18 protein-coding genes are annotated in these 25,147 nt (G+C 48.0%); 15 read left to right on the plus strand and 3 right to left on the minus strand.

Going from position 1 to position 25,147, the window contains the following annotated elements; translation table 11 throughout:
• Window positions 1-122 precede the first annotated feature (122 nt).
• The 8 genes from dnaX to CFF01_RS08085 all read left to right on the plus strand — a co-directional run bounded on the left by dnaX (window position 123) and on the right by CFF01_RS08085 (window position 10,822).
• On the plus strand, window positions 123-3,179 hold the full coding sequence (gene dnaX, locus CFF01_RS08050; RefSeq protein WP_088904447.1) for a DNA polymerase III subunit gamma/tau: 3,057 nt from the start codon (window positions 123-125) through the stop codon (window positions 3,177-3,179).
• Window positions 3,180-3,307: 128 nt separating this feature from the next.
• A complete protein-coding gene (locus tag CFF01_RS08055) occupies window positions 3,308-3,637 on the plus strand; it encodes a YbaB/EbfC family nucleoid-associated protein (protein ID WP_033539225.1) in 330 nt (109 codons plus the stop codon).
• Window positions 3,638-3,639: 2 nt separating this feature from the next.
• Window positions 3,640-4,239, plus strand: coding sequence for a recombination mediator RecR (gene recR, locus CFF01_RS08060; protein ID WP_088904448.1), 600 nt, complete (start codon window positions 3,640-3,642; stop codon window positions 4,237-4,239).
• A gap of 155 nt (window positions 4,240-4,394) precedes the next feature.
• Entirely contained in the window at window positions 4,395-6,314 is a 1,920-nt protein-coding gene (gene htpG, locus CFF01_RS08065) for a molecular chaperone HtpG (protein WP_033539227.1), read from the plus strand.
• Window positions 6,315-6,485: 171 nt separating this feature from the next.
• Window positions 6,486-7,325 carry a co-chaperone YbbN gene (locus tag CFF01_RS08070; RefSeq protein WP_088904449.1) on the plus strand — a complete coding sequence of 280 codons (840 nt, stop codon included), beginning with the start codon at window positions 6,486-6,488 and terminating at the stop codon, window positions 7,323-7,325.
• A 196-nt stretch (window positions 7,326-7,521) separates the two neighbouring features.
• Entirely contained in the window at window positions 7,522-8,166 is a 645-nt protein-coding gene (gene adk / locus CFF01_RS08075; RefSeq protein ID WP_033539229.1) for an adenylate kinase, read from the plus strand.
• Window positions 8,167-8,303: 137 nt separating this feature from the next.
• Window positions 8,304-9,317, plus strand: a complete 1,014-nt coding sequence (gene hemH, locus CFF01_RS08080; RefSeq protein WP_088904450.1) for a ferrochelatase — start codon at window positions 8,304-8,306, stop codon at window positions 9,315-9,317.
• A 200-nt stretch (window positions 9,318-9,517) separates the two neighbouring features.
• Window positions 9,518-10,822 carry an inosine/guanosine kinase gene (locus CFF01_RS08085; protein ID WP_088904451.1) on the plus strand — a complete coding sequence of 435 codons (1,305 nt, stop codon included), beginning with the start codon at window positions 9,518-9,520 and terminating at the stop codon, window positions 10,820-10,822.
• 77 nt (window positions 10,823-10,899) lie between these two features.
• On the opposite strand, the gene CFF01_RS08090 is transcribed toward CFF01_RS08085, so the two are convergent.
• Window positions 10,900-12,219 (minus strand): dicarboxylate/amino acid:cation symporter, encoded by a 1,320-nt coding sequence (locus tag CFF01_RS08090; RefSeq protein WP_088904452.1) that lies wholly within the window; start codon window positions 12,217-12,219, stop codon window positions 10,900-10,902.
• Between the two features lie 216 nt (window positions 12,220-12,435).
• On the opposite strand from CFF01_RS08090, the gene CFF01_RS08095 reads away from it, so the two are divergent.
• Window positions 12,436-14,895: an invasin domain 3-containing protein gene (locus CFF01_RS08095; RefSeq protein WP_088904453.1), complete on the plus strand. Its 2,460-nt coding sequence runs from the start codon at window positions 12,436-12,438 to the stop codon at window positions 14,893-14,895.
• A gap of 270 nt (window positions 14,896-15,165) precedes the next feature.
• On the opposite strand, the gene astB is transcribed toward CFF01_RS08095, so the two are convergent.
• Window positions 15,166-16,503 (minus strand): N-succinylarginine dihydrolase, encoded by a 1,338-nt coding sequence (gene astB, locus CFF01_RS08100; protein WP_088904454.1) that lies wholly within the window; start codon window positions 16,501-16,503, stop codon window positions 15,166-15,168.
• A 359-nt stretch (window positions 16,504-16,862) separates the two neighbouring features.
• On the opposite strand from astB, the gene topA reads away from it, so the two are divergent.
• The 6 genes from topA (at window position 16,863) to CFF01_RS08130 (ending at window position 22,458) form a co-directional block, all read left to right on the plus strand.
• Window positions 16,863-19,517: a type I DNA topoisomerase gene (topA, locus tag CFF01_RS08105; RefSeq protein WP_088904455.1), complete on the plus strand. Its 2,655-nt coding sequence runs from the start codon at window positions 16,863-16,865 to the stop codon at window positions 19,515-19,517.
• Between the two features lie 178 nt (window positions 19,518-19,695).
• On the plus strand, window positions 19,696-20,271 hold the full coding sequence (locus CFF01_RS08110; RefSeq protein ID WP_232479524.1) for a YceI family protein: 576 nt from the start codon (window positions 19,696-19,698) through the stop codon (window positions 20,269-20,271).
• Between the two features lie 117 nt (window positions 20,272-20,388).
• Window positions 20,389-20,742, plus strand: coding sequence for a DUF3802 family protein (locus CFF01_RS08115; RefSeq protein ID WP_033539237.1), 354 nt, complete (start codon window positions 20,389-20,391; stop codon window positions 20,740-20,742).
• Between the two features lie 98 nt (window positions 20,743-20,840).
• Window positions 20,841-21,128 carry a hypothetical protein gene (locus CFF01_RS08120; protein ID WP_232479525.1) on the plus strand — a complete coding sequence of 96 codons (288 nt, stop codon included), beginning with the start codon at window positions 20,841-20,843 and terminating at the stop codon, window positions 21,126-21,128.
• A 23-nt stretch (window positions 21,129-21,151) separates the two neighbouring features.
• A complete protein-coding gene (locus tag CFF01_RS08125; RefSeq protein WP_088904458.1) occupies window positions 21,152-21,514 on the plus strand; it encodes a SpoIIAA family protein in 363 nt (120 codons plus the stop codon).
• 83 nt (window positions 21,515-21,597) lie between these two features.
• Entirely contained in the window at window positions 21,598-22,458 is an 861-nt protein-coding gene (locus CFF01_RS08130; RefSeq protein WP_408640514.1) for a putative ATP-dependent zinc protease, read from the plus strand.
• A 64-nt stretch (window positions 22,459-22,522) separates the two neighbouring features.
• On the opposite strand, the gene CFF01_RS08135 is transcribed toward CFF01_RS08130, so the two are convergent.
• Window positions 22,523-25,120: a PAS domain-containing protein gene (locus tag CFF01_RS08135; protein WP_198387143.1), complete on the minus strand. Its 2,598-nt coding sequence runs from the start codon at window positions 25,118-25,120 to the stop codon at window positions 22,523-22,525.
• Window positions 25,121-25,147 lie beyond the last annotated feature (27 nt).

The raw sequence follows: 25,147 nt of genomic DNA on the forward strand, positions 1-25,147 counted from the left end.
CAAAGATAAATTTAGTCCCGCTAAGCGCTTAGCTTGCTAGCGAGATGGTCTGCACCGTGTTATTGTTTGCTGATTAATGAAGCGCGCTTCGTCATTGTTAGATGCCAACCTTGGGGAGTTCCATGTCATATCAGGTGTTAGCCAGAAAGTGGCGCCCTGCAACATTTGAGCAAGTCGTCGGCCAGTCACATGTGCTGCATGCCTTGACCAATGCCTTAACTCAAAACCGTTTACATCATGCCTATCTGTTTACCGGTACCCGAGGGGTAGGTAAAACCAGTTTGGCCAGGTTGTTTGCCAAGGGACTCAATTGTGAGCAAGGGATCACCGCATCCCCTTGTGGTCAATGCGCCAGTTGCGTTGAGATCACTCAGGGACGTTTTGTGGATCTTATCGAGGTGGACGCGGCGTCGCGCACTAAAGTTGATGATACCCGCGAGTTACTGGACAACGTGCAGTATCGCCCCAGTCGTGGCCGCTTTAAGGTCTATCTGATCGACGAAGTGCATATGCTGTCTCGCAGCAGTTTCAATGCCCTGTTAAAGACGCTCGAAGAGCCGCCAGAGCATGTGAAATTCTTACTGGCGACTACTGATCCCCAGCGTCTGCCTGTAACGGTTCTCTCCCGCTGCCTGCAGTTTAACCTTAAGAGTCTGACGCTAGATGAGATCTGTCTGCAACTTGGTCACATCTTGGGCCAGGAGCAGGTCGCCTATGACGATGGCGCGGTGAAATTGCTGGCCAAGGCAGCAAACGGCAGTATGCGTGATGCCTTGAGTTTGACGGATCAGGCGATAGCCTTTGGCGCAGGCCAGGTGCAGCTAGGGCAGGTGCAAACCATGCTTGGCACCATAGATGAGCATCATGTGATCGTTCTGCTTAAGGCCCTTTGTGATGGCGATGTCGATAATTTGCTTAATGTGACCGCAGAAGTACTGTCTTATGGCGCCGACCCTTTCGAGGTGCTGCGTAGCCTGCTTGAGCTGCTACATCAGATCACCTTGACCCAGTTCGCCCCAAGTGCCGCTCAGTTGTCTCAATATGCCGAGCAGATCAAGGCCTTTGCCAAGCAGATAAGACCGGAGCAGGTGCAGCTCTACTATCAGTTGCTACTCAGTGGGCGTAAAGATCTGCCCCATGCGCCGGATCCAAAATCTGGTCTTGAGATGGCGCTGCTACGTGCCGTGGCCTTTGTGCCCGAGGCCCCGGTGCAGCGTTGGCAAAATGATGCGGGTAGCGAGATCCTGCTGCCAGAAGTAAATACTAAGGCGGCGGAAAAGCCTAATCAGGCTGCACCCGCAGCGTCTGTGCCAAAACAGGCGGCTGTTGGTGGCATTGATAGTGAAAAAAAAACCGATGCAGAGAGCCTAAGCCCGGCAACTGTGTCGCCCGCGACGTCAGCTCCCAACACCACACTTGAACCAACGCCTGAAGTCACACCTGAACTAACGCCAGAACAAGCGCCAGAACAAGCGTCTGAACCAGCACCTGAATCAGATGTGATTCGGGCCCCTGATGTCATGCCAGTTACTGATGCCGAATCAGCGAATGAGAGTATTGATGATGAAGAGCAGGCTCAGGCCTTATTTGCTGAGCAAAATCTGATTTTAAGCCAGGCTCAGAGTCAGGGAATGGCGCTAGAGCGCGAAGCTAAGAGTAAAGCGCAGACTGAGGAACAGGCCGCTATTAAGCCTGAAGTCAGCGATGTCGATCCTGTTTCATCTCCGAGCTCCCCGGTTGCAAGCGATGTTAACGCAAGCGCTATGCCCGAAGAGATGGCCGCAAGTTTCGAACCAGACTTCTTTATCGACAGCGATGATGAAGATGCGAGCGACCCTAGCGATTATGAAGCTTACCTTGCCTATCAACAGGGGGAGGTGAGTGCGCCCAAGACGCCTGCTGAACATCAAGTACAAAGCCAAACTGGCGCACACAGCCCAGAAAGCGGCCAAAGCCAAGGCGAGCGTCAGCAGCCTCAAGCAGAAAAGGCGGCGTCTTCTGAGCCAAGTGTGCTTGAAGATGATCTGCTCGATGCGGTCTTAAATGCGCGTCAGCATCTGCTAAGTGACTTAGAAGCAGAAGCGGAGGCAGATTTGGCCAAGGAGAGTGCCTCAAAAAAGCCGCTACTAGGTTCTAAAAGCCAAGCTGGTGCTCAGTCTTATGTGCCGCCAAAACGGCCTAGCCAGGCTGATGCAAGCACTGATAATTCAAGCACTGATAATTCAAGCGCTGAGAATGTCAGCGATGATAATGCACAGGGTGATGATCACTTGCCTGGTGATATCGAGGGCCAAGTTGATGCGCAAACGAGGAATAACGCCCTGGCGCAGAGCGAGGTAAACGCTCAGAACTCTGCTTCAAACGCTGCGGATATGGTGCAGGCGCGAGCGCAGGGCAGTGACGCTTCAGTTCAAGATGCGCAGGTGCCAGATGAAGACAGGCCTCCTTGGGAATCACCTGCCCAGCCAAGTCACACTGCTAATGAGCTGAGTGACTCTCATACTGGCCCTCATAGTGACTCTCATACTGGCCTTCATAGTGATAAGAATGCGCCAAGCACAAAGCCGAGTCCTGAACTTAGTGCTGAGGCGCCGACTGTCGTTGAGAATGAAACCGCCGCTGAGTCGCTCAATACAGCGACAAACGTGACAGCTTCTTCGTCTTTGAGCGTAACAGCCTCACCGCATTTGAGCGCCACTGTGCAGGGGGAGATCCAAGGGCATGACACGGATCTTAAATGGTATCGTTTGATGTCGGCGCTGGATATCGGTGGCAGGGTCAGGCAATTGGCAGTCAATGCCGTGTGTTTGCAATTTAGTGAACCACTGCCGCTGGTACTTAAACCTAACCAGAAACATCTGGCCGCCCCTGGTGCCATCGCGCAACTGGAAGAGGCGCTGGCTAAAGCGCTGGGTGACAGTTGTCAGATTGAGTTTAGTGTTGGGGTAGAGGCAAATCGTGAGACGCCGCTTGAGATCCGTCAGCGTTTTCATCAGGAACTGTTGCAACAGGCCCAGCAGGGGTTATTGCAGGATGAAAATATTCAGTGGCTGACTCAGATGATGCAAGCGGAACTCGATCCCGATAGCCTGAGCTATCTGCCAGAGCTTTTGGGTAAAAGGGGCCAGACGATAGCCCTTATCAATAAATCGAACTTTGTGTCGTCAGATGAGTCATAACACTGAGTCGTATGGGCTGACAGGGCTAGCTAAGTCATAAGTTTTGAGATTGGTGATCAGCTTTGATTGCTTATTGGTGCTAATTCAGTAAGATTAGCCAGTTTTTTTAATATTGAAGAGAACTCGATATGTTTGGAAAAGGCGGTATGGGCAACCTGATGAAACAGGCCCAGATGATGCAAGACAAGATGGCCAAGGTGCAAGAAGAGATTGCGCGCATGGAAGTGACTGGTGAAGCCGGTGCTGGTCTTGTTAAAGTCACTATGACAGGCTCTCACAGCGTACGTAAGGTCGATATTGACCCAAGCCTGCTCGAAGATGATAAAGAGATGCTGGAAGATTTGATCGCAGCGGCCTGTAACGATGCGGCGAGACGTGTCGAAGAGAGTCAGAAAGAGAAAATGGCAGAAGTGACTGGCGGCATGCAACTGCCACCAGGCATGAAGATGCCTTTCTAACGATGAAATTCAGTCCCCTGGTTGATGAGTTGATTCAGTCGCTGCGCTGTCTGCCTGGGGTTGGCCCCAAGTCGGCACAGCGCATGGCGTTTCAGCTGTTAGAACGTGATCGTAAGGCGGGGCACAAGCTTGCCCAGTCGCTGTCGAGTGCCATGAGTGATGTGGGACACTGCAGCAGCTGCCGTACTTTCACCGAAGAGACTCTTTGTCCCATCTGCGCCAGCAGTCGTCGTGGCAATTCAGATCTTATCTGTGTGGTGGAGACGCCTGCGGACGTACTGGCTATCGAAGCCGGTGGCCATTTTTCTGGCCGTTATTTTGTGTTGCTTGGGCATCTGTCGCCACTCGATGGTGTGGGGCCTGATGAGCTGGGGCTGAGTCTGCTTGAAACTCATTTGGCCGCAGGTGAGGTAAGTGAGCTTATTTTGGCCACTAACCCAACGGTCGAAGGGGATGCCACGGCGCACTTTATCGCCGATATGGCGAAACAACATGAGATTAAAGTGAGCCGTATTGCGCATGGCGTACCGGTTGGCGGCGAGCTGGAATATGTCGACAGCACCACGCTGGCGCTTTCCTTTAATGGCCGCATTCCGTTATAAGGGCCGTTAAGCTCAGTAATAGAAATCCAGTTCCTTATGAACTGGATTTTTTTTGAGCAAATAAACCTGATTGTCGATTTTTGGCTTGAAAAGCAAAAATACAGCCCCATCTCTTAAGCCATAAGCGTTTTTGTGAAATAGAGAAGGAAACATCCATGTCACACCAAGAAACCCATGGCTTTCAAACAGAAGTCAAACAACTACTAAATTTGATGATCCACTCTTTATACTCCAATAAAGAGATTTTCTTGCGTGAATTGGTCTCTAACGCCGCCGATGCGGCCGATAAACTTCGCTATGAGGCTCTTACCAAAGATGAGCTTTATGAAGGCGACGGCGAGCTGAGAGTCCGTGTCAGTGCCGACAGTGAAAAAGGCACTGTGACCATTGAAGATAATGGTATCGGTATGACCCGTGATGGCGTGATCGAGCATCTGGGTACCATCGCTAAGTCGGGTACGGCGGAATTTTTCAAGAACCTCTCTGGCGATGAGTCTAAAGACTCACAGCTGATTGGTCAGTTTGGTGTGGGCTTCTACTCGGCCTTCATCGTGGCTGATAAGGTTACCGTACGCACTCGCGCCGCCGGACATGCTGCCGATGAGGCTGTGCAGTGGGAATCGGCGGGTGAAGGCGAATTCACTGTCGAAAACATTGTTAAAGAGAGCCGCGGCACAGAGATCATCTTGCATCTTCGTGAAGAAGAGAAAGAGTTTGCCAACGATTACCGTCTGCGCTCTATCATCACTAAATACTCAGATCATATCTCGGTACCGGTAGAGATGTGGCAAGAAGGTACACCTGCCCAGGAAGCGACAGAGGAGGGCGGTGAAGCCATTCCTGCTACCGAAGGTCACTGGCAGGCGATGAACAAAGCTACCGCCCTGTGGACTCGCAACAAGAGCGACATTACAGACGAAGAGTATCAGGAGTTTTATAAGCATATCTCCCATGATTTTGCCGATCCTCTGCTGTGGAGTCACAACCGCGTCGAGGGTAAGCAGGAATACACTAGCCTGTTATACATTCCTTCAAAGGCGCCTTGGGATCTGTGGAACCGTGACCGTAAACATGGGTTGAAGTTGTTCGTGCAGCGCGTATTCGTGATGGATGATGCTGAGCAGTTCATGCCGAGTTACCTGCGTTTCGTGCAGGGTCTTATCGACTCAAACGATCTGCCACTTAACGTGTCACGTGAGATCTTACAAGATAACAAGATCACTACTGCGCTGCGCACCGCTGTCACTAAGCGTGTACTGGGCATGCTGGAAAAACTGGCCAAGAACGACCCTGAGAAGTATCAAAGCTTCTGGGCAGAGTTTGGTCAGGTATTAAAAGAAGGCCCGGCAGAAGATTTTGCCAACAAGGAGAAGATTGCCGGCCTGCTGCGCTTCGCCTCGACTCACACCAATGAGGCGGCTCATACAGTGTCACTAAGTGACTATGTTGAGCGCATGAAGGAAGGGCAGAGCAAGATCTACTATATCGTAGCCGACAGCCATGAGGCGGCGGTGAACAGCCCTCACCTTGAACTGCTGCGTAAGAAAGGCATCGAAGTGCTCTTAATGTCTGAGCGTATCGACGAGTGGTTGATTAACCACCTCACCGAATTCGATGGCAAGCAGTTGCACTCAGTGACCCGTGGTGACCTTGAACTTGGCGACCTCGAAGATGCTGCCGAGAAAGAGGCACAAGAGAAGCTGGAAAGCGAGTCTGAAGGCTTAGTGAAGCGCGTCAAAGAGGTGCTGGGTGATAAGGTAGCCGAGGTTAAGGTGACCAGTCGTTTGACCGATACACCAGCCTGTGTGGTTGCCGGCGCCGGTGAAATGTCATCTCAGATGATCAAGCTGATGCAGGCCGCAGGGCAAGCCGTGCCAGAAAGTAAGCCAGTGTTCGAACTTAACCCTGAGCATCCTCTGGTGAAGCGTTTAGACAGTGAGCAGGATGAAGAGGTGTTTGGTCAGTGGGCCGAGTTGCTTCTACAGCAGGCGCAATTGTCAGAAAAGGGTAGCCTGGCCGATCCGTCAGCCTTCATTAAATTGATGAACAAGATGTTGTTAGCGGGTGTAAAATAATCCTAAGCTAGAGTGTGTAAGAGGCAGTTTGACTGCCTCTTATGCTATCTACTTATCTATATTTACCAACAGAGACACTGTTCTCTGAGATAAAGAGTCTCTCAGATAAAGAGTCTCTTTCGGATAAAGAGATGCTCTCACATAGAGAGGCACTCTCAAAAAAGAGACATTATGGATTCAGTATTGGATTTAACCAAAGAAAATATTCAGCAAGTGGTCGATGCGTCGATGCAGCAAGTCGTTGTATTGACTTTCTGGAGTCAGCAGAGTCCTGAAAGTCAGCAACTTGTGCAAATGCTAACTCAAATCGCTGCGCAGGGGCGTTTCGTATTAGCTAAGGTGAATTGCGACCAGGAGATGGAGATTGCTAACTATTTCCAGATCCAGAGCCTACCGACAACCCTGGTGTTAAAAGAGGGGAAACCTGTAGATGGATTTGCCGGCATGCAAGAGGCGCCGCAAGTTGAGGCACTGCTTGACCAGCATCTACCAAAAGCCTGGCAAATCGCTTTAAATCAGGCCAAGGTGCAACTGGCCGAGGGCGATGCTGAAGGAGCCTTGCCGCTAATAAAACAAGCTTATCAGGAGTGCCAGACGGCTGAGGTATCGCTGGTGTATGCCGATGCATTACTGTCGACCTCTGAGATTAACCAGGCTAAGGTGCTGCTCGATGGTATAGGCCTTGCCGATCAAGACGCCTACTATCAGAGCCTTAAGGCGAAACTCTCTTTGGCGCTGGACGCTGCCGATACCCCAGAGATCAGAAACCTGTTGGAAGACGTTGAGCAAAACCCTGCCGATTATACCAAGCTCTTGTTACTTGCTAAGGCACTGCATGGGGCGAAACGGGACGAGGAGGCGCTCGAGAGGCTCTATCAGGTATTGAAAACCGATCTGCAGGCGGAGCAAGGCGAGATCAAGCAACTTTATATGGAGATCCTTACCGCTTTAGGTCAAGGACATACGCTGGCTAATCAATATCGTCGCAAATTATACACCTTGCTCTATTAAGCAGGAATGTCATTAGGCTGATGGCGCAGTTGTTCATGCTGGCATTTAAATTTGCTGTAGTGGATTGTGTGGTATCAGCCTAAAGTCGAATTAAAACTGGCGCTACAGCCCTTCAAATGGGCGGTCTTTTATGCGAAGATCGCCGCCCAATGATAAAACTAATAATCAAATCTATGCGAAATAAGAGGACTCTCAGATGCGCATTATGCTATTAGGTGCCCCTGGTGCCGGTAAAGGTACTCAAGCCCAATTCATCATGGAAAAATACGGTGTGCCACAAATTTCTACGGGCGATATGCTCCGTGCAGCCGTTAAAGCGGGTACGCCTCTTGGATTAGAAGCAAAGAAAGTGATGGATGCAGGACAGCTGGTTTCTGATGAGCTGATTATTGGCTTGGTCAAAGAGCGCGTCGCACAAGATGATTGTGCTAAAGGTTTCCTACTTGATGGTTTCCCCCGTACTATTCCACAGGCCGATGCGATGGCGGCTAGCGGCATCGAGATCGATCATGTAATTGAAATCGATGTGCCTGACGAAGAGATCGTTAAGCGCATGAGCGGACGTCGTGTACACCCTGGTTCAGGTCGTGTTTATCATATCGTTTACAACCCACCAAAAGTGGAAGGTAAAGATGATGTGACGGGTGAAGATCTGGCTATTCGTCCTGATGACGAAGAGAGCACAGTGCGTAAGCGTCTGGGGATCTACCATGAGCAGACTAAGCCGCTGGTTGAGTATTACGGTAAAGTGGCTGCCCAGGGCAAGCTTACCTACAACAAGTTCGACGGTACTCAAAGTGTTGGTGATGTAAGTGCAGCAATCGTTAAGACGATTGGGTAATTTAAGCGCTTTAAACTTAAGCACTTTATGAACTGCTTCTCATATTTAAAAAAGCCCACCTAGGTGGGCTTTTTTTATGGTAGGGCCGATGCTAGCCTATCGCTATCCTTGCCAGACGAATATGAGCAGAGTCACTCTTGAACAACGTCGACAACTTATCTCCCGCTAAGCTTGGTGTCTTGTTGGTTAACCTCGGCACGCCCGATACACCAACCCCTAAAGACGTTAAGCAGTTCTTAAAACAGTTTCTTAGCGACCCTCGTGTGGTCGATCTGAATCCCTGGATTTGGAAACCGATACTCAATGGCATCATTCTCAATACCCGTCCCAAGGCGGTAGCCAAGCTATATGAGTCTATCTGGTGGCCTGAAGGCTCACCCTTGATGGTGATCAGCGAGCGTCAGCGTAGCGCCTTGAGTGAGCTGCTAAGCGTAAGACACGGGGTTGATATCCCAGTTGAGTTGGGCATGAGTTATGGCAATCCTTCACTGTCAGCAGGTATTGATAACTTGCTGGCCAAGGGGGTTGAACGCCTTGTGGTATTACCCCTGTATCCCCAATATTCCTGCTCGACGGTAGCGCCCGTGTTTGATGCGATTGCCAGCGACTACAAGGGTAGACGTAACTATCCAGAAACCCGTTTTAGTAAAGAATACTATCAACATCCCGCTTATATAGCGGCGCTGGCCGATTCGGTGCGTCGTCATTGGCAAGCTAACGGGCAGGGTGATTGTCTGTTAATGTCCTTTCATGGGGTTCCGCTGCGCTACGTGACTGAGGGCGATCCTTATCAGGCGCAATGCCAGCAAACCGCCGAACTGCTAGCCGAGGCATTAGGCCTGTCTGCATCCCAGTGGCGCCTCTGTTTTCAGTCTAAGTTTGGCAAGGAGGAGTGGTTGACGCCTGCCACCGATACACTGCTGGAAAGCTTGCCTGAGCAAGGTGTGAAGCGGATTGATATTCTCTGCCCTGCGTTTGCGGTGGATTGTCTCGAAACCCTGGAAGAGATATCGATAGGGGGGAAAGAGAGCTTTATGGAGGCAGGCGGCGAGGCTTATCATTTTATTCCCTGTTTGAACGATGATAAGGCTCATATTCACCTGCTTGCGGAGTTGGTTGCCGAACAGGCGGCTGGTTGGCTTAAATCTTAAGCAGTGATGCGCAATAGAAAGGCATAAATCACTGCCCAATGCTATTTTATATGGTACGATCTGCCGCCGATTTTTGAAGGCGATGGTGCCCGCGTCAATTTGTTCAATTAACGCGGCATGGTAAGCAGTGCGCTAAGGGGGTCTAGCGTGCTGTTTATGCGAATTTGATTTTGCATGGATGCGATAAGAGTGAGTTCTGTATGAAATTTCCTGGTCAGCGTAAGTCGAAACATTACTTTCCAGTTAAGAATCGTGATCCATTAATGGCTCAGTTAACGCTGCAGCCACAGCATGTTTCCACTCACATCAGTGGGATAGACCAGACGTTGGTCGATATAGAGGCGAAAGTTGGCGATGAACTACTAAGCCGTTATGCCTTGCCTAAGGGCAATTCCACACTGATAGATGACGAGAAAGCACATCAGCTCTACAACGAGCTTAAAGCCTCTGATCTGATCAGCGATGAGTTTGCTGGCGGCACCATAGGTAATACAGTGCACAACTACTCGATATTAGCAGATGACCGCTCAGTGCTGTTTGGCGTGATGAGCAATCATATAGAAGTCGGCAGCTATGCCTATCGTTATCTGTGCAACACCTCTTCTAAGGTGGATCTCAACTATCTACAACCGGTTGATGGGCCTATTGGCCGTTGTTTTACGCTGATTTCAGAGTGCGGCGAGCGCACTTTCGCTATCAGTAAGGGCTCGATGGATAAGCTCACGCCTGAATATATCGATCAAGAGATTGTGCAGTCATCGTCTGCATTGGTTTTAACCGCGTACCTGATGCGCGCCAGCGGTGGCGATAAGATCACCGATGCGGCGATGAAAGCAATTGAGTATGCCAAGGCGGCGGATGTTCCTGTGGTGTTGACCTTAGGCACACGCTTTTTGATCGAGGAAGACCCTAAGTGGTGGATAGAGTTTATCAAAGAAAATGTCACCATATTGGCGATGAACGAAGATGAAGGCGAAGCCCTGACAGGTTTTAGAGACCCGCTAAGTGCTAGCAATGCCGCACTTGAGTGGTGTGATATGGTGCTAAGTACTGCCGGACCACTGGGACTTTATACTGCAGGTTATACCGAAGATTCAGAAAAGCGTGAAACCAGCCATACACTGCTACCAGGTGCGATACCTGAATTCAATCGTTATGAGTTTTCACGGCCTAAGTTAAAGAGTGATTGTCAGACGCCAATCAAGGTGTTTGCACATATCTCTCCTTATATGGGCGGGCCAGAGATCATTCGCAACACTAATGGCGCTGGCGATGGTGCCTTGGCTGCCTTATTGCACGATCTTGCCTCTAATACATATCACAAGGCGAATGTACCCGGTTCGAGCAAACATAAGCGTGATGGCTTGTGTTACTCCTCTTTCTCGCAAATTTGTAAGTACGCGAATCGCGTGGCTTATGAGGTGTTGGCTCAGCATAGCCCAAGGTTATCTCGCGGTCTGCCTGAGCGTGAAGATAGCCTAGAAGAAGCTTACTGGGAAAGATAAGTTAGCGTTTTAATCAGTGCTGATTAAATACAAAAAAGGCGTCCAATGGACGCCTTTTTAATGGGAAATATTCGGCCTTACTCTTTAAGTTCGGCGTTAACCTGATCGATGAAGCTACCGGCAGTTTTACCTGCTTGAGGGTCATCAAAGGTCTCTTGATTAAAGGCATTTTCCGATTTGGCAATGATAAGCGTTGCAACCGAGTCACCGGTGACGTTGACTGCGGTGCGAACCATATCCAGCAGTCGGTCAACACCCATGATAAGCGCGATACCTTCGACCGGAAGTCCAACTTGGTTAAGTACCATAGCTAGCATGATAAGGCCTACTCCAGGGACACCCGCGGTGCCGATAGAGGCGAGGGTAGCTGTTACCACGACCATAGCATAATCGGTAATAGTCAGATCGATACCAAATACCTGGGCGATAAAGACAGTCGCGACACCTTGCATAATGGCGGTACCGTCCATATTAATGGTGGCGCCCAGAGGCAAGGTGAATGAAGCCACCTTATTGTCGACCCCCAGACGATGCTCAGACGTTTCTAAGGTGACCGGTAGGGTAGCGTTAGAGCTGGCGGTGCTAAAAGCAAACAGCTGCACATCACGCATCTTGCGAATAAAGGTAAATGGGCTTAACCCTGAGAAGAGTTTTAATAGCACTGGATAGCTGACAAAGGCGTGTACTAATAAAACCGCTAGCACCACCATGAAATATTTCACTACGCTTTCAAAAGTCTCAAGACCTAAGGTTAAGGCCAGTTTACCCATAAGGGCAAATATACCGTAAGGTGCCAGTTGCATGATTAGGGTGACCACGCGCATGATCACTTCATTTAAATCGTTAAATAGTGCCGCAACGCGTTTACCGCGCTCACCAATATGGGAGATAGCGAAACCGAAAATCACCGCAAAAATGATGATCTGCAGCATATTCCCTTCTGTCATCGCCTGTATTGGGTTACGGGGAACGAGATTGATCAATACATTCGATAGGCTAGGGGCTTCTTTGACGCTGTATTGCATGTTTTCGGCGGCCAGAGAGGCATTGCCTGGATGAACTAAGAGGGCGACCAAAATGGCCATAGAGAGAGCAATCGCTGTGGTAAATAGATAAAAAGCGATGGTTTTTCCGCCTAGTCTACCTAAGGATGAGGGGTCACTGAGTGAACAGGTACCACATACCAAGGAGATAAAGACCAGAGGGACGACCAACATCTGTAAACTGGAGATAAAAATACTGCCGACCACGTTTAACAGGCCGTTAGTAATATACTCTTCGATAAACTCGCTACCGGGAAAGAAACTGCGAAGAAGCAGCCCGGTTAAAATGCCTCCACCCATACCAATGAGTATTTTTCCGGTGAGGCCAATCTTCTTGTTTTGCGTGCCAGACATAGTGCTTCCTGTATTATTTTTATGCTTTTCAATTTGCCCCTAAAGCCTAGCAAGAAACCTAAGGTGATGAAATGGGAAAATAGTTAAAGTTTTTACCGCTTTTACGTCTTTAATCGCGATTAGTGATGGAAAAGTTATGGGAAAATTGTGTAATGTTAGCCTATAAGTAATAAGCAGATGCTTTTAATGATAATCTGAGTAACAGGGAGTCTGACAATGAAGTCAGCGTTTAAAGTTTTTACCTCATATTTATTTTTACTTTTTATTGTTGCCTGTAGTGGCGGGGGAAGTGTCACAGATGATGGTTCTGGAGGATCTCCGACACCAGGCGAGGATGTTTATACTCTAACGCTTGCATTGGTGAATGGAAGTGGTGAGCCCACTACAGACATATCTAATGCTCAACCGGGAAAATTGCATGCAACACTCACCAAAAACAGTTCTCCTTTACCAGGAGCTCGTATTGTGTTTGCTCTGGAAGGTGAAGGGGGACTGACCCCTGACAGTGGTGTTACTGATTCAGCGGGTAAGGTGGTTATTGATGTTCTGCCTGGTGATAAGCTAGGATCGGGAAAGATAACCGCCTCTGTTGAAATTGAAAGTGGTAAGTCGGTAGAAGCATCAATTTCTTTCAATACTCAGGGAGATGGTGGAGCGCCTACAGGTGGTGCGCAAGTTGCTCTGATTTTGGTTGATGATTTAACTTCAATGACGCCAATCAGTACTATTTCGTCTTTATCTCCGGGTTATTTGGTCGCTACAGTTTCTGGTATTACAAAAGCGACTATCGTAAAGTTTTCGAGTGACATTGGCGAATTGCCGATTGAGACTGCCGCTACTGAAGATGGTAAAGCTTATGTGCAAATATTAGCAGGAACTCAGCCAGGAGCTGGTATTGCAACAGCGACACTAGTGACAGGCGAAAAGGCAGAATTAGTCTTTAAAGTGGGTGCCACGAATGTATTGATGGGGAGTGGCGATCCTTTCCAATCAGAAATCGCCGCTGTTTCGCCATCAGTAGTTTCCGCAGGTGGTACAGCTAGCATATCTGTTACACTTCAAGATGATGCTGGTAATTCTTTTACCGAGCCCGTCGAAGTCAAGTTTTCGTCTGTTTGTGCCAACAAAACACCTGCTGAAGCTGAGATAAGTACGCCGGTCGTTGCTGTTAATGGTGTTGCAACCACGACTTACCTTGCTAAAGGTTGTGTGGGTGATGACGCTATAAATGTCAATGCAGTCGTTGGCAGTAAATCATTATCAGCTAAGGCAACAGTCAATGTTTTGCCTGCAAGTGTTGGCAGTATCAAGTTTGTTGAAGCTGTACCTGAACTTATTCGTTTGAAAGGAACCGGCGGTGCGGAATCATCAACCGTTAAGTTCCAGGTGATGGACAACAATGGTAATCCCGTAAGTAACCAAAGGGTTAACTTTTCGCTAAACTCTGATACGGGAGATATTGTCTTAGATCCTCTGACTGCAACGACTAACAGCCAAGGTATAGTACAAACTGTTGTTAACTCTGGCACTGTTGCGACTTCTGTTCGAGTGACAGCGGTTGTTGACGGCAGTTCTCCAGAAATTTCCAGTCAATCAAATTTGCTGGTTATTTCGACCGGCTTACCTGATCAGGATAGTTTTTCTCTTTCTGCAAATATTCTTAACCCTGAAGGTTGGGATTATGATGGCGTAGCAGTGAGCATTACGGCACGTTTGGCTGATGCATTTAATAACCCTGTACCGGATGGCACGGCAGTTTCCTTTACAACAGAAGGTGGCGTTATCGATTCATCTTGTACAACGCAAGGAGGCGTCTGTTCGGTGACGTGGTCAAGTCAGAACCCAAGGCCTACCGGTAAGACATTGTTTGATCTTGGCCAAGAACCCTCGTTAGGAGCCGATATCGGGCAGCCATATGGTGGACGAGTGACTATTCTGGCAAGGGCTATCGGTGAAGAGTCTTTTCCTGATCTCAATGGTAATGGACGTTTCGATTTAGCAGAGTTTGAAGATTTTAAAACTAAGCAAGATGTATCGGGAAACCCTTATGATTTAGACGAAGCCTTTGTAGATCACAATGAAGATGGATTATTTAATCCAAAGGACGATGGTGAAGCAGGTGGTGATGCCGAAACCTTTGTAGATTTTAACAATAATAAGGAATTTGATGTCGCTGATGGTGTATATAATGGCAGTCTTTGCTCTTTAGACGCTAATAACACGCCACATGCAGGTTGTTCAGCAGCGAATAAATCATTGGATGTAAGAGCCTCTTTGGTACTTGTTATGTCAGGAAGCAGTGCGGTTGCTTCGACGCCAGTCATTGTTGATAGTTGTATTGAAGATGGCACAGATACGGATCCATGTAAGGGACTTAATGGTAATCAAACACTTGATATTCTAGGAAAGTCTACTGGTGGCGTATCAATTATAATCGGAGACTTGCATAATCAACCATTGCCTGCGGGAACTGTGATCACATTTACTCCATCGGCAGGTAGTTTAGCGAGTAAGGGAAGCTACACTGTTGAGTCGACTAACGTTAACAGCTCTATTCCCTATAGTGTTACTATTAAAGGTGCAGAACAACCAGATGCAGGAACACTCATTATCGAAGCGACAACTCCTAAAGGTGATGTTACCGAGTTAGCTAAGATACCTATTGTTATTCAATAGGTTGATGTTGGAATGTATAGAAAGCGCACTGAAAACAGTGCGCTTTTTTTGGGGTGAAAGAAATGGCTATGATAGGGGACTCCTGAATTTATCTACTATTAATTCACTGAGTAATAATAGTAATCCTTCCGTATTAGAGGTGATCACGTAGAGTAAAGATCGTTACTAGTTTAATGAAACTAGCGAAAGATGATGACTTTAAGTTGACAGTTGTTAAGTACAAAAAAGCCATCTTAAAGATGGCTTTTGCTTTTGTAACTCGTATACCGTTTATTTCTGGAACTGATAGACGCTGCCTAGCTTCATGATCTGCGTCAGCTCATCGAGTGCCGTGCGTGACTCAATGATGAGCTGTGGATCGGCGAGGTCATTGATGGCGAGCTCATCACGGTAATGCTTGTCCACCCAAAGGTTGAGCCTGTTAAACAATTCATCATTCATCAGCGTATTAGGGTTAACCGCTGCGAGTTCTGTTTCATTCATGGCGACACGTAGGCGCAGACAGGCTGGTCCGCCACCGTTTTGCATACTCTGCTTCACATCGAAATAGTGTACCTGCTTAATTGGCGTACCAAAGGTCACTAACTCGTTAAGGTAGGCATAGACGGCTTCATTTTCCTGACAGTTAGTTGGTGCAATAATTGCCATCTCACCGTTTGGTAGGGTGACGATCTGGGTGTTGAACAGATAGCTCTTCACCGCATCTTGGATGCCCACTTTCGCGGTCGGCACTTCAATGAAATGCAGCGCTTTACCGTTAAATTTATCTTGGATCTCGGCCAGCTTCTTTTGGGTGTCAACAAATGCTTGCTCATGATAGAAAAGCACATTCTGGTTACCCACGGCGATCACATCGTTATGGAACACGCCTTGGTCGATGACATCGGGATTTTGCTGGATAAAGACACTGCTCTCGTCATCGAGCTGATGAAGACGAGCGATAGCTTGTGAGGCTTCTAGCGTCTGTCTTGCCGGATATTTCTTTGGTTTGGGCGCACTTGGATTGGTTGCTTCCTGGCCATAGACAAATAGCTCGATACCGGCATGGCCATATTCACTGCATAGACGAGTGTGGTTGGCCGCGCCTTCATCGCCGAAGCTCACGTGCTCTGGCAGGTGCTGATGATGGTGGAAGTAGCGAGAGTTGTTAAAGGTGGCCGCTAAAATATTGCCAGTGGTAACAGGTTCGATACTGCGATGGAGCTTGTCTACTAGGTTTGCCGGCGTGAAATGAATTTTACCGTCATGGGTATCGGCGCTTGGAGATACCGTTGCGGCATTGGCGGTCCACATGCTCGATGCGCTACAACAGGCTCTAAGGAGCGCAGGCGCCTGCTTAGCGGCTTTATTGAGTACTTCGGCATCTGTGCCTGAAAAACCAATTCGACGCAAGGTGTGGAGGTCTGGGCGCTCCTGAGGCGCAAGCATCCCTTGGGCTAAGCCTAAGTCAGCTAATGCTTTAGCTTTTTTAAGTCCTTGCTTCGCGGCTGCCTTAGGGCTGGAGACAGCGGCAGCATTATTTAAAGAAGCCACATTGCCATAAGACAGTCCCGCATAATTATGTGTCGGTCCGACGAGTCCATCAAAATTTGCTTCGTAATGCTTCATTGCACATCCTTCAAGTTATTATTGCTTTAATTTTCCATCTCAACACAGCTGGAGATGGCGGAGTAATTCGTTGAATTTGTGGACCAGTATACTTGAGCTTTAGGGCTTAACAAGCTAGGGGAAATCGGCCTTATCTGTGATATCGGCTCAGAAATGCATAAGTATTGCTTGCTAGATAGGGAATAATGAAATATTAGTTTTTAATTACGCAATATTATTTTTCACATTTTTTTCAAAAACGGTTAAAAATTGGCTCGCCGTAACAAATAAAGTAGGGATTAGCTTGAAACTATTGATACAACCCTCTATATATGGAGCCAATTTACAGAATTTTGAGACTTTTTGGCGCAGATCATTCTATGGGTAAATCGCTAGTTATTGTCGAATCACCGGCCAAAGCCAAGACTATTAATAAATATCTCGGCAAAGATTACATCGTAAAATCGAGTGTAGGTCACATCCGTGATCTCCCTACATCTTCGAGCAGTGACGCGAGTTCGGCAACGAAAACGCCCGCTGAAGTGCGCAAGATGTCCCCCGAAGAAAAGGCAAAATATAAGGCAGACAAAGCGAAAAAAGCACTGGTCGCGCGTATGGGTGTCGACCCAGAGCGAGGTTGGAAGGCAAAGTATCAAACCTTGCCGGGTAAAGAAAAAGTCGTTAAAGAATTACAGTCACTTGCTGAAAATGCAGATCATATCTTTCTCGCAACCGATTTGGATAGAGAGGGGGAGGCAATTGCATGGCATCTTCAAGAAGTGATTGGTGGGGATCCAGAGCGCTATCAGCGCGTGGTCTTTAACGAGATCACTAAGAGTGCGATTCAAGAAGCCTTTAGTCATCCGTCGCAGCTTAATACCAATATGGTCAATGCGCAGCAGGCGAGGCGTTTTCTCGATCGTGTGGTGGGCTTCATGGTATCACCGCTGCTGTGGAAAAAGGTGGCACGCGGCCTTTCAGCGGGTCGTGTGCAGTCGGTGGCGACTCGTCTGGTGGTTGAGCGTGAAGGTGAAATTAAGGCCTTTGTGCCCGAAGAGTTTTGGGATATTCATGCCCAGCTAACCACCTTAGGTAATGAACCGCTTAAGATGCAGGTGGCTAAGTTCCAAGGTGAGAGCTTTAATCCGGTTAACCAAGCCCAGGCTATGGTGGCCGTCGAGGCGTTAACTGATAGCCAGTATCAGGTGACCAGTCGTGAGGTCAAAGGGACCTCAAGCAAGCCTTCGGCACCTTTTATTACGTCGACGCTTCAGCAGGCGGCCAGTACGCGTCTTGGTTTTGGTGTGAAGAAAACCATGATGATGGCGCAGCGGCTGTATGAAGCGGGTCACATCACCTATATGCGTACCGACTCGACCAACTTAAGTCAGGAAGCGCTCGATAGTGTGCGTGAGATGATAGGCAAAGAGTTTGGTGATAAGTATCTACCCGATGCGCCAATTCGATATGGTAGCAAAGAGGGCGCTCAAGAGGCTCACGAAGCGATTCGTCCTTCTAATGTGAGTGTGACCGCCAGCAGTCTGACCGATATGGAGCGTGATGCTCAGCGCCTTTATGAGCTGATTTGGCGTCAATTCGTGGCCTGTCAGATGACGCCTGCGAAATATGATGCAACACGCCTTACGGTGACGGCTGGAGATTATGAGCTTAAAGCCAGCGGACGAACGCTTAAGTTTGACGGTTGGACGCGCGTACAGACCGCGATTAAGAAGAAAAACGAAGAAGATAGCACTTTACCTCTAGTCGCAGAAGGTGATGTGTTGGCTTTGAACGAGCTTCTGCCTAAACAGCACTTTACTAAGCCGCCAGCACGTTATAGTGAAGCGTCTTTGGTCAAAGAGCTTGAAAAGCGAGGAATTGGGCGACCTTCGACCTATGCCACCATCATCTCAACGATTCAAGATCGCGGTTATGTGAAAGTGGAGAATCGTCGCTTCTATGCCGAGAAGATGGGCGAAATCGTCAGTGAAAGTCTCATTGGTAGCTTTGAAGATCTGATGAGCTACGACTTTACCGCTGGCATGGAGCAAACACTGGATAACGTTGCCCAGGGCCAGCTCGAATGGAAGAAGGTACTCGACAACTTCTATAAAGATCTCACCGCTCAGCTTGAGAAAGCCGAATTGCCGCCGGAAGAAGGTGGCATGCGTCCTAACGAGATGGTGCTGACGGATATTGCTTGCCCGACTTGCGGACGTCCTATGGGGATTCGTACCGGTACCACAGGCGTATTCCTTGGGTGTTCGGGTTATGCTTTGCCGCCGAAAGAGCGTTGTAAGACAACCATGAACCTGACGCCGGGTGAAGAAGCGGTCAGTGAAAACAGCGAAGATGCCGAAACCGATGCGCTGCGTGCAAAACACAGATGTGGCGTGTGTGGCACGGCTATGGACAGTTATCTCATCGATGAAAAGCGTAAGCTGCACGTTTGTGGTAACAACCCTATGTGTGGTGGCTATGAGGTTGAGCAGGGTCAGTTTAAGATCAAAGGCTATGAAGGCCCAATCATTGAATGTGATCGCTGCGGCAATGATATGGAGCTGAAGAACGGTCGCTTTGGTAAGTATTTCGGTTGTACCAATAGTGAGTGTAAAAATACTCGCAAGCTGTTAAAAAATGGCGAAGTTGCACCACCGAAGGAAGATCCTATCCATCTACCTGAGCTCAACTGCACCAAGTCAGACGGTTATTTCGTCTTACGTGATGGGGCGGCTGGCATCTTTATGGCGGCCAGTACTTTCCCTAAATCTCGTGAAACCCGAGCACCTCTGGTACAGGAGTTGGTCAAATACCGAGATCTGCTTTGGCCGAAATACCAGTATTTAGCCGATGCACCAGTGACCGATGATGAAGGTAACAAGGCCTTTGTGCGCTTTAGCCGCAAGACCAAGGAGCAGTATGTTGCCACTGAGGTCGATGGCAAGGCGACAGGTTGGATAGCCAAATATATTGATGGAAAGTGGGTCAGCGAGACGAAAACCAAGGCCAAGCCTAAGGCGAAGAAGAAAGCCTAATCCACAAATAAATAAAAGCCCTAACATTGTTAGGGCTTTTTAGTTGCGACTAATTTAGTGATTCATAATCTGTTGTATTAGGCTAATATAGTTAAGATCATCTTGTTAATCATTAAACTAGGTGATTTTTTATTCACGCGAGTTTCAATGGACACTTGTCAATCAGATGGAGAGAAAAATGAAGACATTAATCATGGCAGTCGGTTTGGGGATGTTAAGCTTAAATGCCTATTCGGCTAGTTGGCAGGTGAGTAATGAGGGATCACGGGTTAATTTCATTTCGATAAAGAAAGGTGATATTGCTGAAGTGCATCATTTTTCCGAAGTCTCGGGTGAGCTAAGTGATGCGGGGGCTTTCTCTTTGTCTATTCCGCTGAGCAGTGTAGTGACCAATGTCGATATCCGCGACCAACGTATGAAAGAGATCTTATTTGAGACGGCGCAGTATCCGGCATTGAAATTGAGTGCAAAAGTTGATGGCAGCCAGATAGAGCAGGCCAGCGTGGGAAGCATAATGTCGATGACCATTGAGGCAAGCATTAGTCTGCATGGAGAAAGCCAGACAATACCTGTGATGGTTAGCGTTGCCAAGTTGGCTAAGGATAAGCTGATGGTGGCCAGTGAAGCCCCTCTGGTGGTGAATGCCGCCGACTTTGGTTTTACATCCGGGGTTGAAAAGCTGAGAGAACTGGCAGGCTTATCTTCTATTAGTCTGGCCGTGCCTGTTTCATTTGTATTAACACTAAAGCGTTAAAAACGTGCACTGACAACAAGATTAGCAACAGGATTTATACCATAATGGCGGTATAAACTGGATATTGAGCATGGGCTATACCATGCTCTTAGTTAAGTCGTGTGTTTAGGGCTAAAAATGGTTACTGATAAAGACGGGTACATACATTTAATACAATATCTTACTGAGCATTTAGGACTTTTCGAAGCCTCTGAAGCCGGCGAGATGGGTGGTGAGACTGTGATGGAGTTGTTTGAAGAACAACTTGCGGCGCAGATCATCATGGTGTGTGGTCAAAATCCCTCTTTAACGTTTGCTGAACGTAATATGGTGATCAGAGAGGTCGATGCTATCGTCTATGATTTAGAAGAGATTTTAGCTAAGGTCGCTAACCATAACGCCACGACAGACCAAACTCTGTTTATCACAGAATTTTCTGGCTTGATCAAAAACTTATTCGATCAGGAAATCGCCAAGATGCAGCAAGCGTAAATTTGTAATCAGTAACAGGTGTTTACAACTCATCGCTTGAGAAGATCTCGCTTTATACCTACTGTTAGATTAAATGCCGGGTTCGGAAAATTTTGTTGATGTCAGCAGCCTCAATCAGTAAACAACATTTTATTATTTACGCTATTCTCGTGCTGTTTTGGTTCGCGTTTCAACTTTTCAGTGCCAATGCGTTAGCCTTTGGCTGGGGCTTTATTCCTTTTGTTGTCTCTTTGCCTTTTGTGCCCTTTATCTTGGTTTGGCTTGGGGTACAATTTATGCGTCATTACAGATATGTCAGAGTAGGCCCTAATATCAGCGAGCACCTGACCCATTGCATCTGTACCAGTACTCTATTTTGTCTGTTTGTTTATCATTTTGTCTATTAGCGGCATTGAGTGGGGAGAGGACGATGATCCAATTATTATCAGGATTTAATGACGATATCGTTGCGGTTAAAGCACAAGGAGTGCTGACCCGAGCCGATTATCAAGATAAATTGGTGCCAGCTATTGAGACTAAGTTACAAGATCACTCAAGCATTAAGCTCTGGTATGAATTTAGTGAAGCATTTGAAGGCTTTTCTGTTGAGACGCTGTGGGATGACGCCAAATTAGGATTCTTTCATTTGACGGATTTTACTCGAGTCGCCATCATCACAGACAAAGAATGGGTTGCTAATACCGCCAAAGTCATGGCCTATATGGCGCCTTGTCCTGTAAAGGTTTTTGCCCGCCAAGATGTCACAGAGGCAATGCAGTGGATAACGGCTTGATTTTCAAGCTTTAGGATTACCAATTAAGCCGACGCAGAGTCGGCTTTTGTTTCATCGAATTTAGGAACTTGTATATGTTGAGAATGTTGACCTTAATTGCGCTACTCATGTTGGCGCCGGCTCATGCAGAGCAAAAAGCTGTGATTGGACAAACAGCCAAGATGACGGTTAATGAAGCCGGGCTTGTTTATCAAGCGCGGATCGACACTGGTGCAGGTAACACCTCTTTGCATGCCTATGATCTTGAGATCCAAGGCGGTAGCGCTAAGAAGATGAAAGATAATGTCGGCAAACTGATCTGGTTTACGACTGAAAATGCTGCCGGAGAGCGTAAACGCCTGAGCGCCAAGATAGTGAAAACCTCGACGGTCAGTAATTCGCAAGGCACTGAAACCCGCTATATGGTGGAGATGCATATTGGCTTTGGCGGCGATATTCGCAAGGTTAAGGTTAACCTTAGAGATCGCGGCCACATGGATTATAAACTGCTGATCGGCCGGAACTGGTTAAAAGGTAAATATGTGGTTGATGTGGCTGAGAAGCGCGTAATTGGCGCCATGGCTCCCATTAGTATTCTAGAGACGGGCTTAATCTTTGATACGCGAATCGATACCGGCGCCGTTGAAAACTCACTCCATGCGGTCGACCTTAAGGTAGAGAATGGCGTTGAGGATATGGAGCAGAATGTTGGTAAGATGCTCTATTTTACGACTGCGAATGAGAAAGGCGAGTCTAAACGACTTCATGCTCGCATCGTTGAAACCTCGCTTATTCGTAATGCCCAAGGTAGCGAGGTGCGTTACATGGTCGAATTAAATGTGGGTGAGCCGGGCCGAGAGTATAAGGTTAAAGTTAACCTCAGGGATCGCTCTAAGATGACGAATAAGCTACTCATTGGCCGTAACTGGTTGCAGGGCCACTACCTGGTTGATGTCGCCTTGTAGGGCAATTTAATTAAGCGAAAATTCCCGATGAGTTTTATTGTCTCATCGGGGATTTTTTATTTTCCTAAAGGCGTAAGCGGCAGGTGATCTCTGTGAACTGCTCAGCCTGAGCCTGTATCGTGAGGTCGCCGGAAAAGTGAGCCTTCAGCCAGCGATTGATATTCTCTAAGGTGCCATGCCCTTGGCCTTGATTGGTAAGGGCATGGGTTAATTTTTCAAGTTCAATGGGGCTGATACCCACACCATTGTCCCTCAAAATGAGAGTGAGCCTTCCTTCTTGGTAGCAGACACGAATAGATAACTGCTTAGGTCTTTGTATCGATTGATGCTCGGGAAAAGCATGCTGAAGGCTGTTATTGATTAATTGATGGCAAAGCACCAAAAAATGCCAGGGTGAAATGGGCACTGTCAGATGATGGGGGCAATCAATAAGTACCTCTACCTCCAGAGACTGTAGCTGAGGCTGCAGCATGGCGATGAGATCGTGTAAGAAGAGATCGGCCACCGTTGAGCGGATATCGGTAATATCGGCGCTAATCAAAGATTGCCCGTGACGTATGATATCTATTTGGGTTGTTAACACTTCGGCAAATTGTGCTAGGTGAGCTTCATCAGCGGCATTGCTATCTAATTGGCGCAGCATGATGAAGATTTGCTCGAGTGCCTGTAGCTCCTGACGCAGTAGTTGATGCAATACTCGAGGTAAGATCTTCTGCTGGGCCAACTCGATCTGTTTTAGCTGCGCTAAGTCTTGGCGCTCCAATCCTTCCGGCACTGCTGTGTGCAGTTTTGCATCTAGCGCCTGTTTCAATTGGGCATTTTGGGATGCTTGCGCCTTAATGGTATCTTCCATCTCCTGTTGTTTGGCTTTTAGGCTGCTGATGTCGACCGCCATGGCGCCCAGCGCAATGACATTACTGTCTTGATCTTTTATCGGATATTTGGTGAGTAGGAAGATGCGCTCACCCTGTACCGTTGGCATAGGTTGTTCAAAGCATTGGGCCTGATCGCTTTCTAAAATAATACGGTCATGGTTGCCGATGATGGCTGCAATATCCTGGGGGTAAAGATCGCTATCGCGGGCACCAATGACCCGGCTGCGCTCTATGCCCATCACTTCACAAAACTTATCATTGACCAGTGAGTAACAGCCGTTGGTGTCCTTGATGCAGATGAGATTTTGCGAGGCGTTGAGCAGGGAGTTGATCAACTCCTTCTTGTTTTCCAGCTCTTGCTGCGCCAGTTGTTGCATGGCTAGTTGTTGCTCAAGTGCGAGATTACTGGCATCGAGACTAGCGTATGCGATCTCCAGCTGATTGCTGCGGGCAATGAAGGCTTTTGCCAGTTGACTGAGCTCATCCCGACGTTTGTTGGCGTCTAGCTCCAGGCGTCCCAAATCGCCGCTTTTCAGCGCCGAAACGATCTGAAAGATGGGACGGATGAAGAGTTTGTGTTGGAAAATGAAGAGGATTAATAGCGCAAGTAGCTGCGACAGTAACAAAAATGCACCTATCTTAAGCGCGATGGCATTGGCTTGAGAAGAGAGACTTGATAGTGGGGTGACCAAGATGATCTTCCACTGAGTTTGAGCCATGGTCAGAATTGACACCAGCACAGGCTCGTTAAACAGGGGATCGCTGTCAAGCTCCAAGGTGACGATTGGCTCCTTATTGTGATTAGCCTGTATCGCGCCATTGATCAGGGTGCTCAGGCGTGTTCTTTCCTCCCTTGGGGTAAGGGCCAGTAATTTTTCCAGCTGATCGGGTCGGTAGGCCGGATTGTCCTTCATCTGCGTGGCAAAGGCTTGATCCATCTGTTCAATGCTTGTCTGTACAGCCTTTAGCTGAGGATATCGCTGCACGAGTTTGCTGAGGGGCTGTCCCAGCATGTCTCCTTGATTATCCGCACTGTCATCGAATGGATCGGCCAGGAGATTGTTATAACTGTCTAAAGCGAGAATGTAGCCCTTAGAGAGGGGATTCTGATCAGAAAAATGAAAACGTTTGTCTAAACCGCTCAAGGCGATATCCACAGTGGCGACACCGATAAAGCTATGAGCTGCTCGCATTGGCACGGAAGCTGTGAGCATGACTTCTTGGGTATAGGGGTCTACATAGGATTTTGACCAGTGGATATGTTCATCTTGAAAATATTTGGCAGGTAAGTACCAGAAGGCTTGATGGTAACCAGGATCCTCGTCATTGTTGTAACTGTCCAGAAATTGAAATTCATTGTGTTCATTTCTCGCCCAGAAGAAGCTATTGCGCGCTTGCTCTTTGCCAAACATACCTGGCTCTGGCCAGATCCCTCCACCGGCGATCAGTTGATGACGCTGGCCAATATCCAGCAGTGAGGGAACAATCTGCCTGATGATCTCATCTTGTCCACGGTAGGTTTCGCCGACAATGGCAATAGAGTTGGCCAGGGTCTCAATTTTCGAGGTAACTTGCTGCAGCTGTTCTATGACTGCCAGGCCATAGTTTTGACTTAAGGAGAGTTGAGTATCCATATGGTGTTTCTTCTCAGTAGAGAAGATTAACCAGATGCTGGATATGATGATCAGCGCTGCGACCACAAATTGGATGATGGTGAATTTAAAGGTAAGGCTATTTTTCCATTGGGTATTTAATGAGCTGGCCTTGTCTTTGTTATTGTCGACCATATGGTGGCGCGATCCGTTCATTAACGA

The organism is Shewanella marisflavi (assembly GCF_002215585.1).
Lineage (GTDB): Bacteria > Pseudomonadota > Gammaproteobacteria > Enterobacterales > Shewanellaceae > Shewanella > Shewanella marisflavi.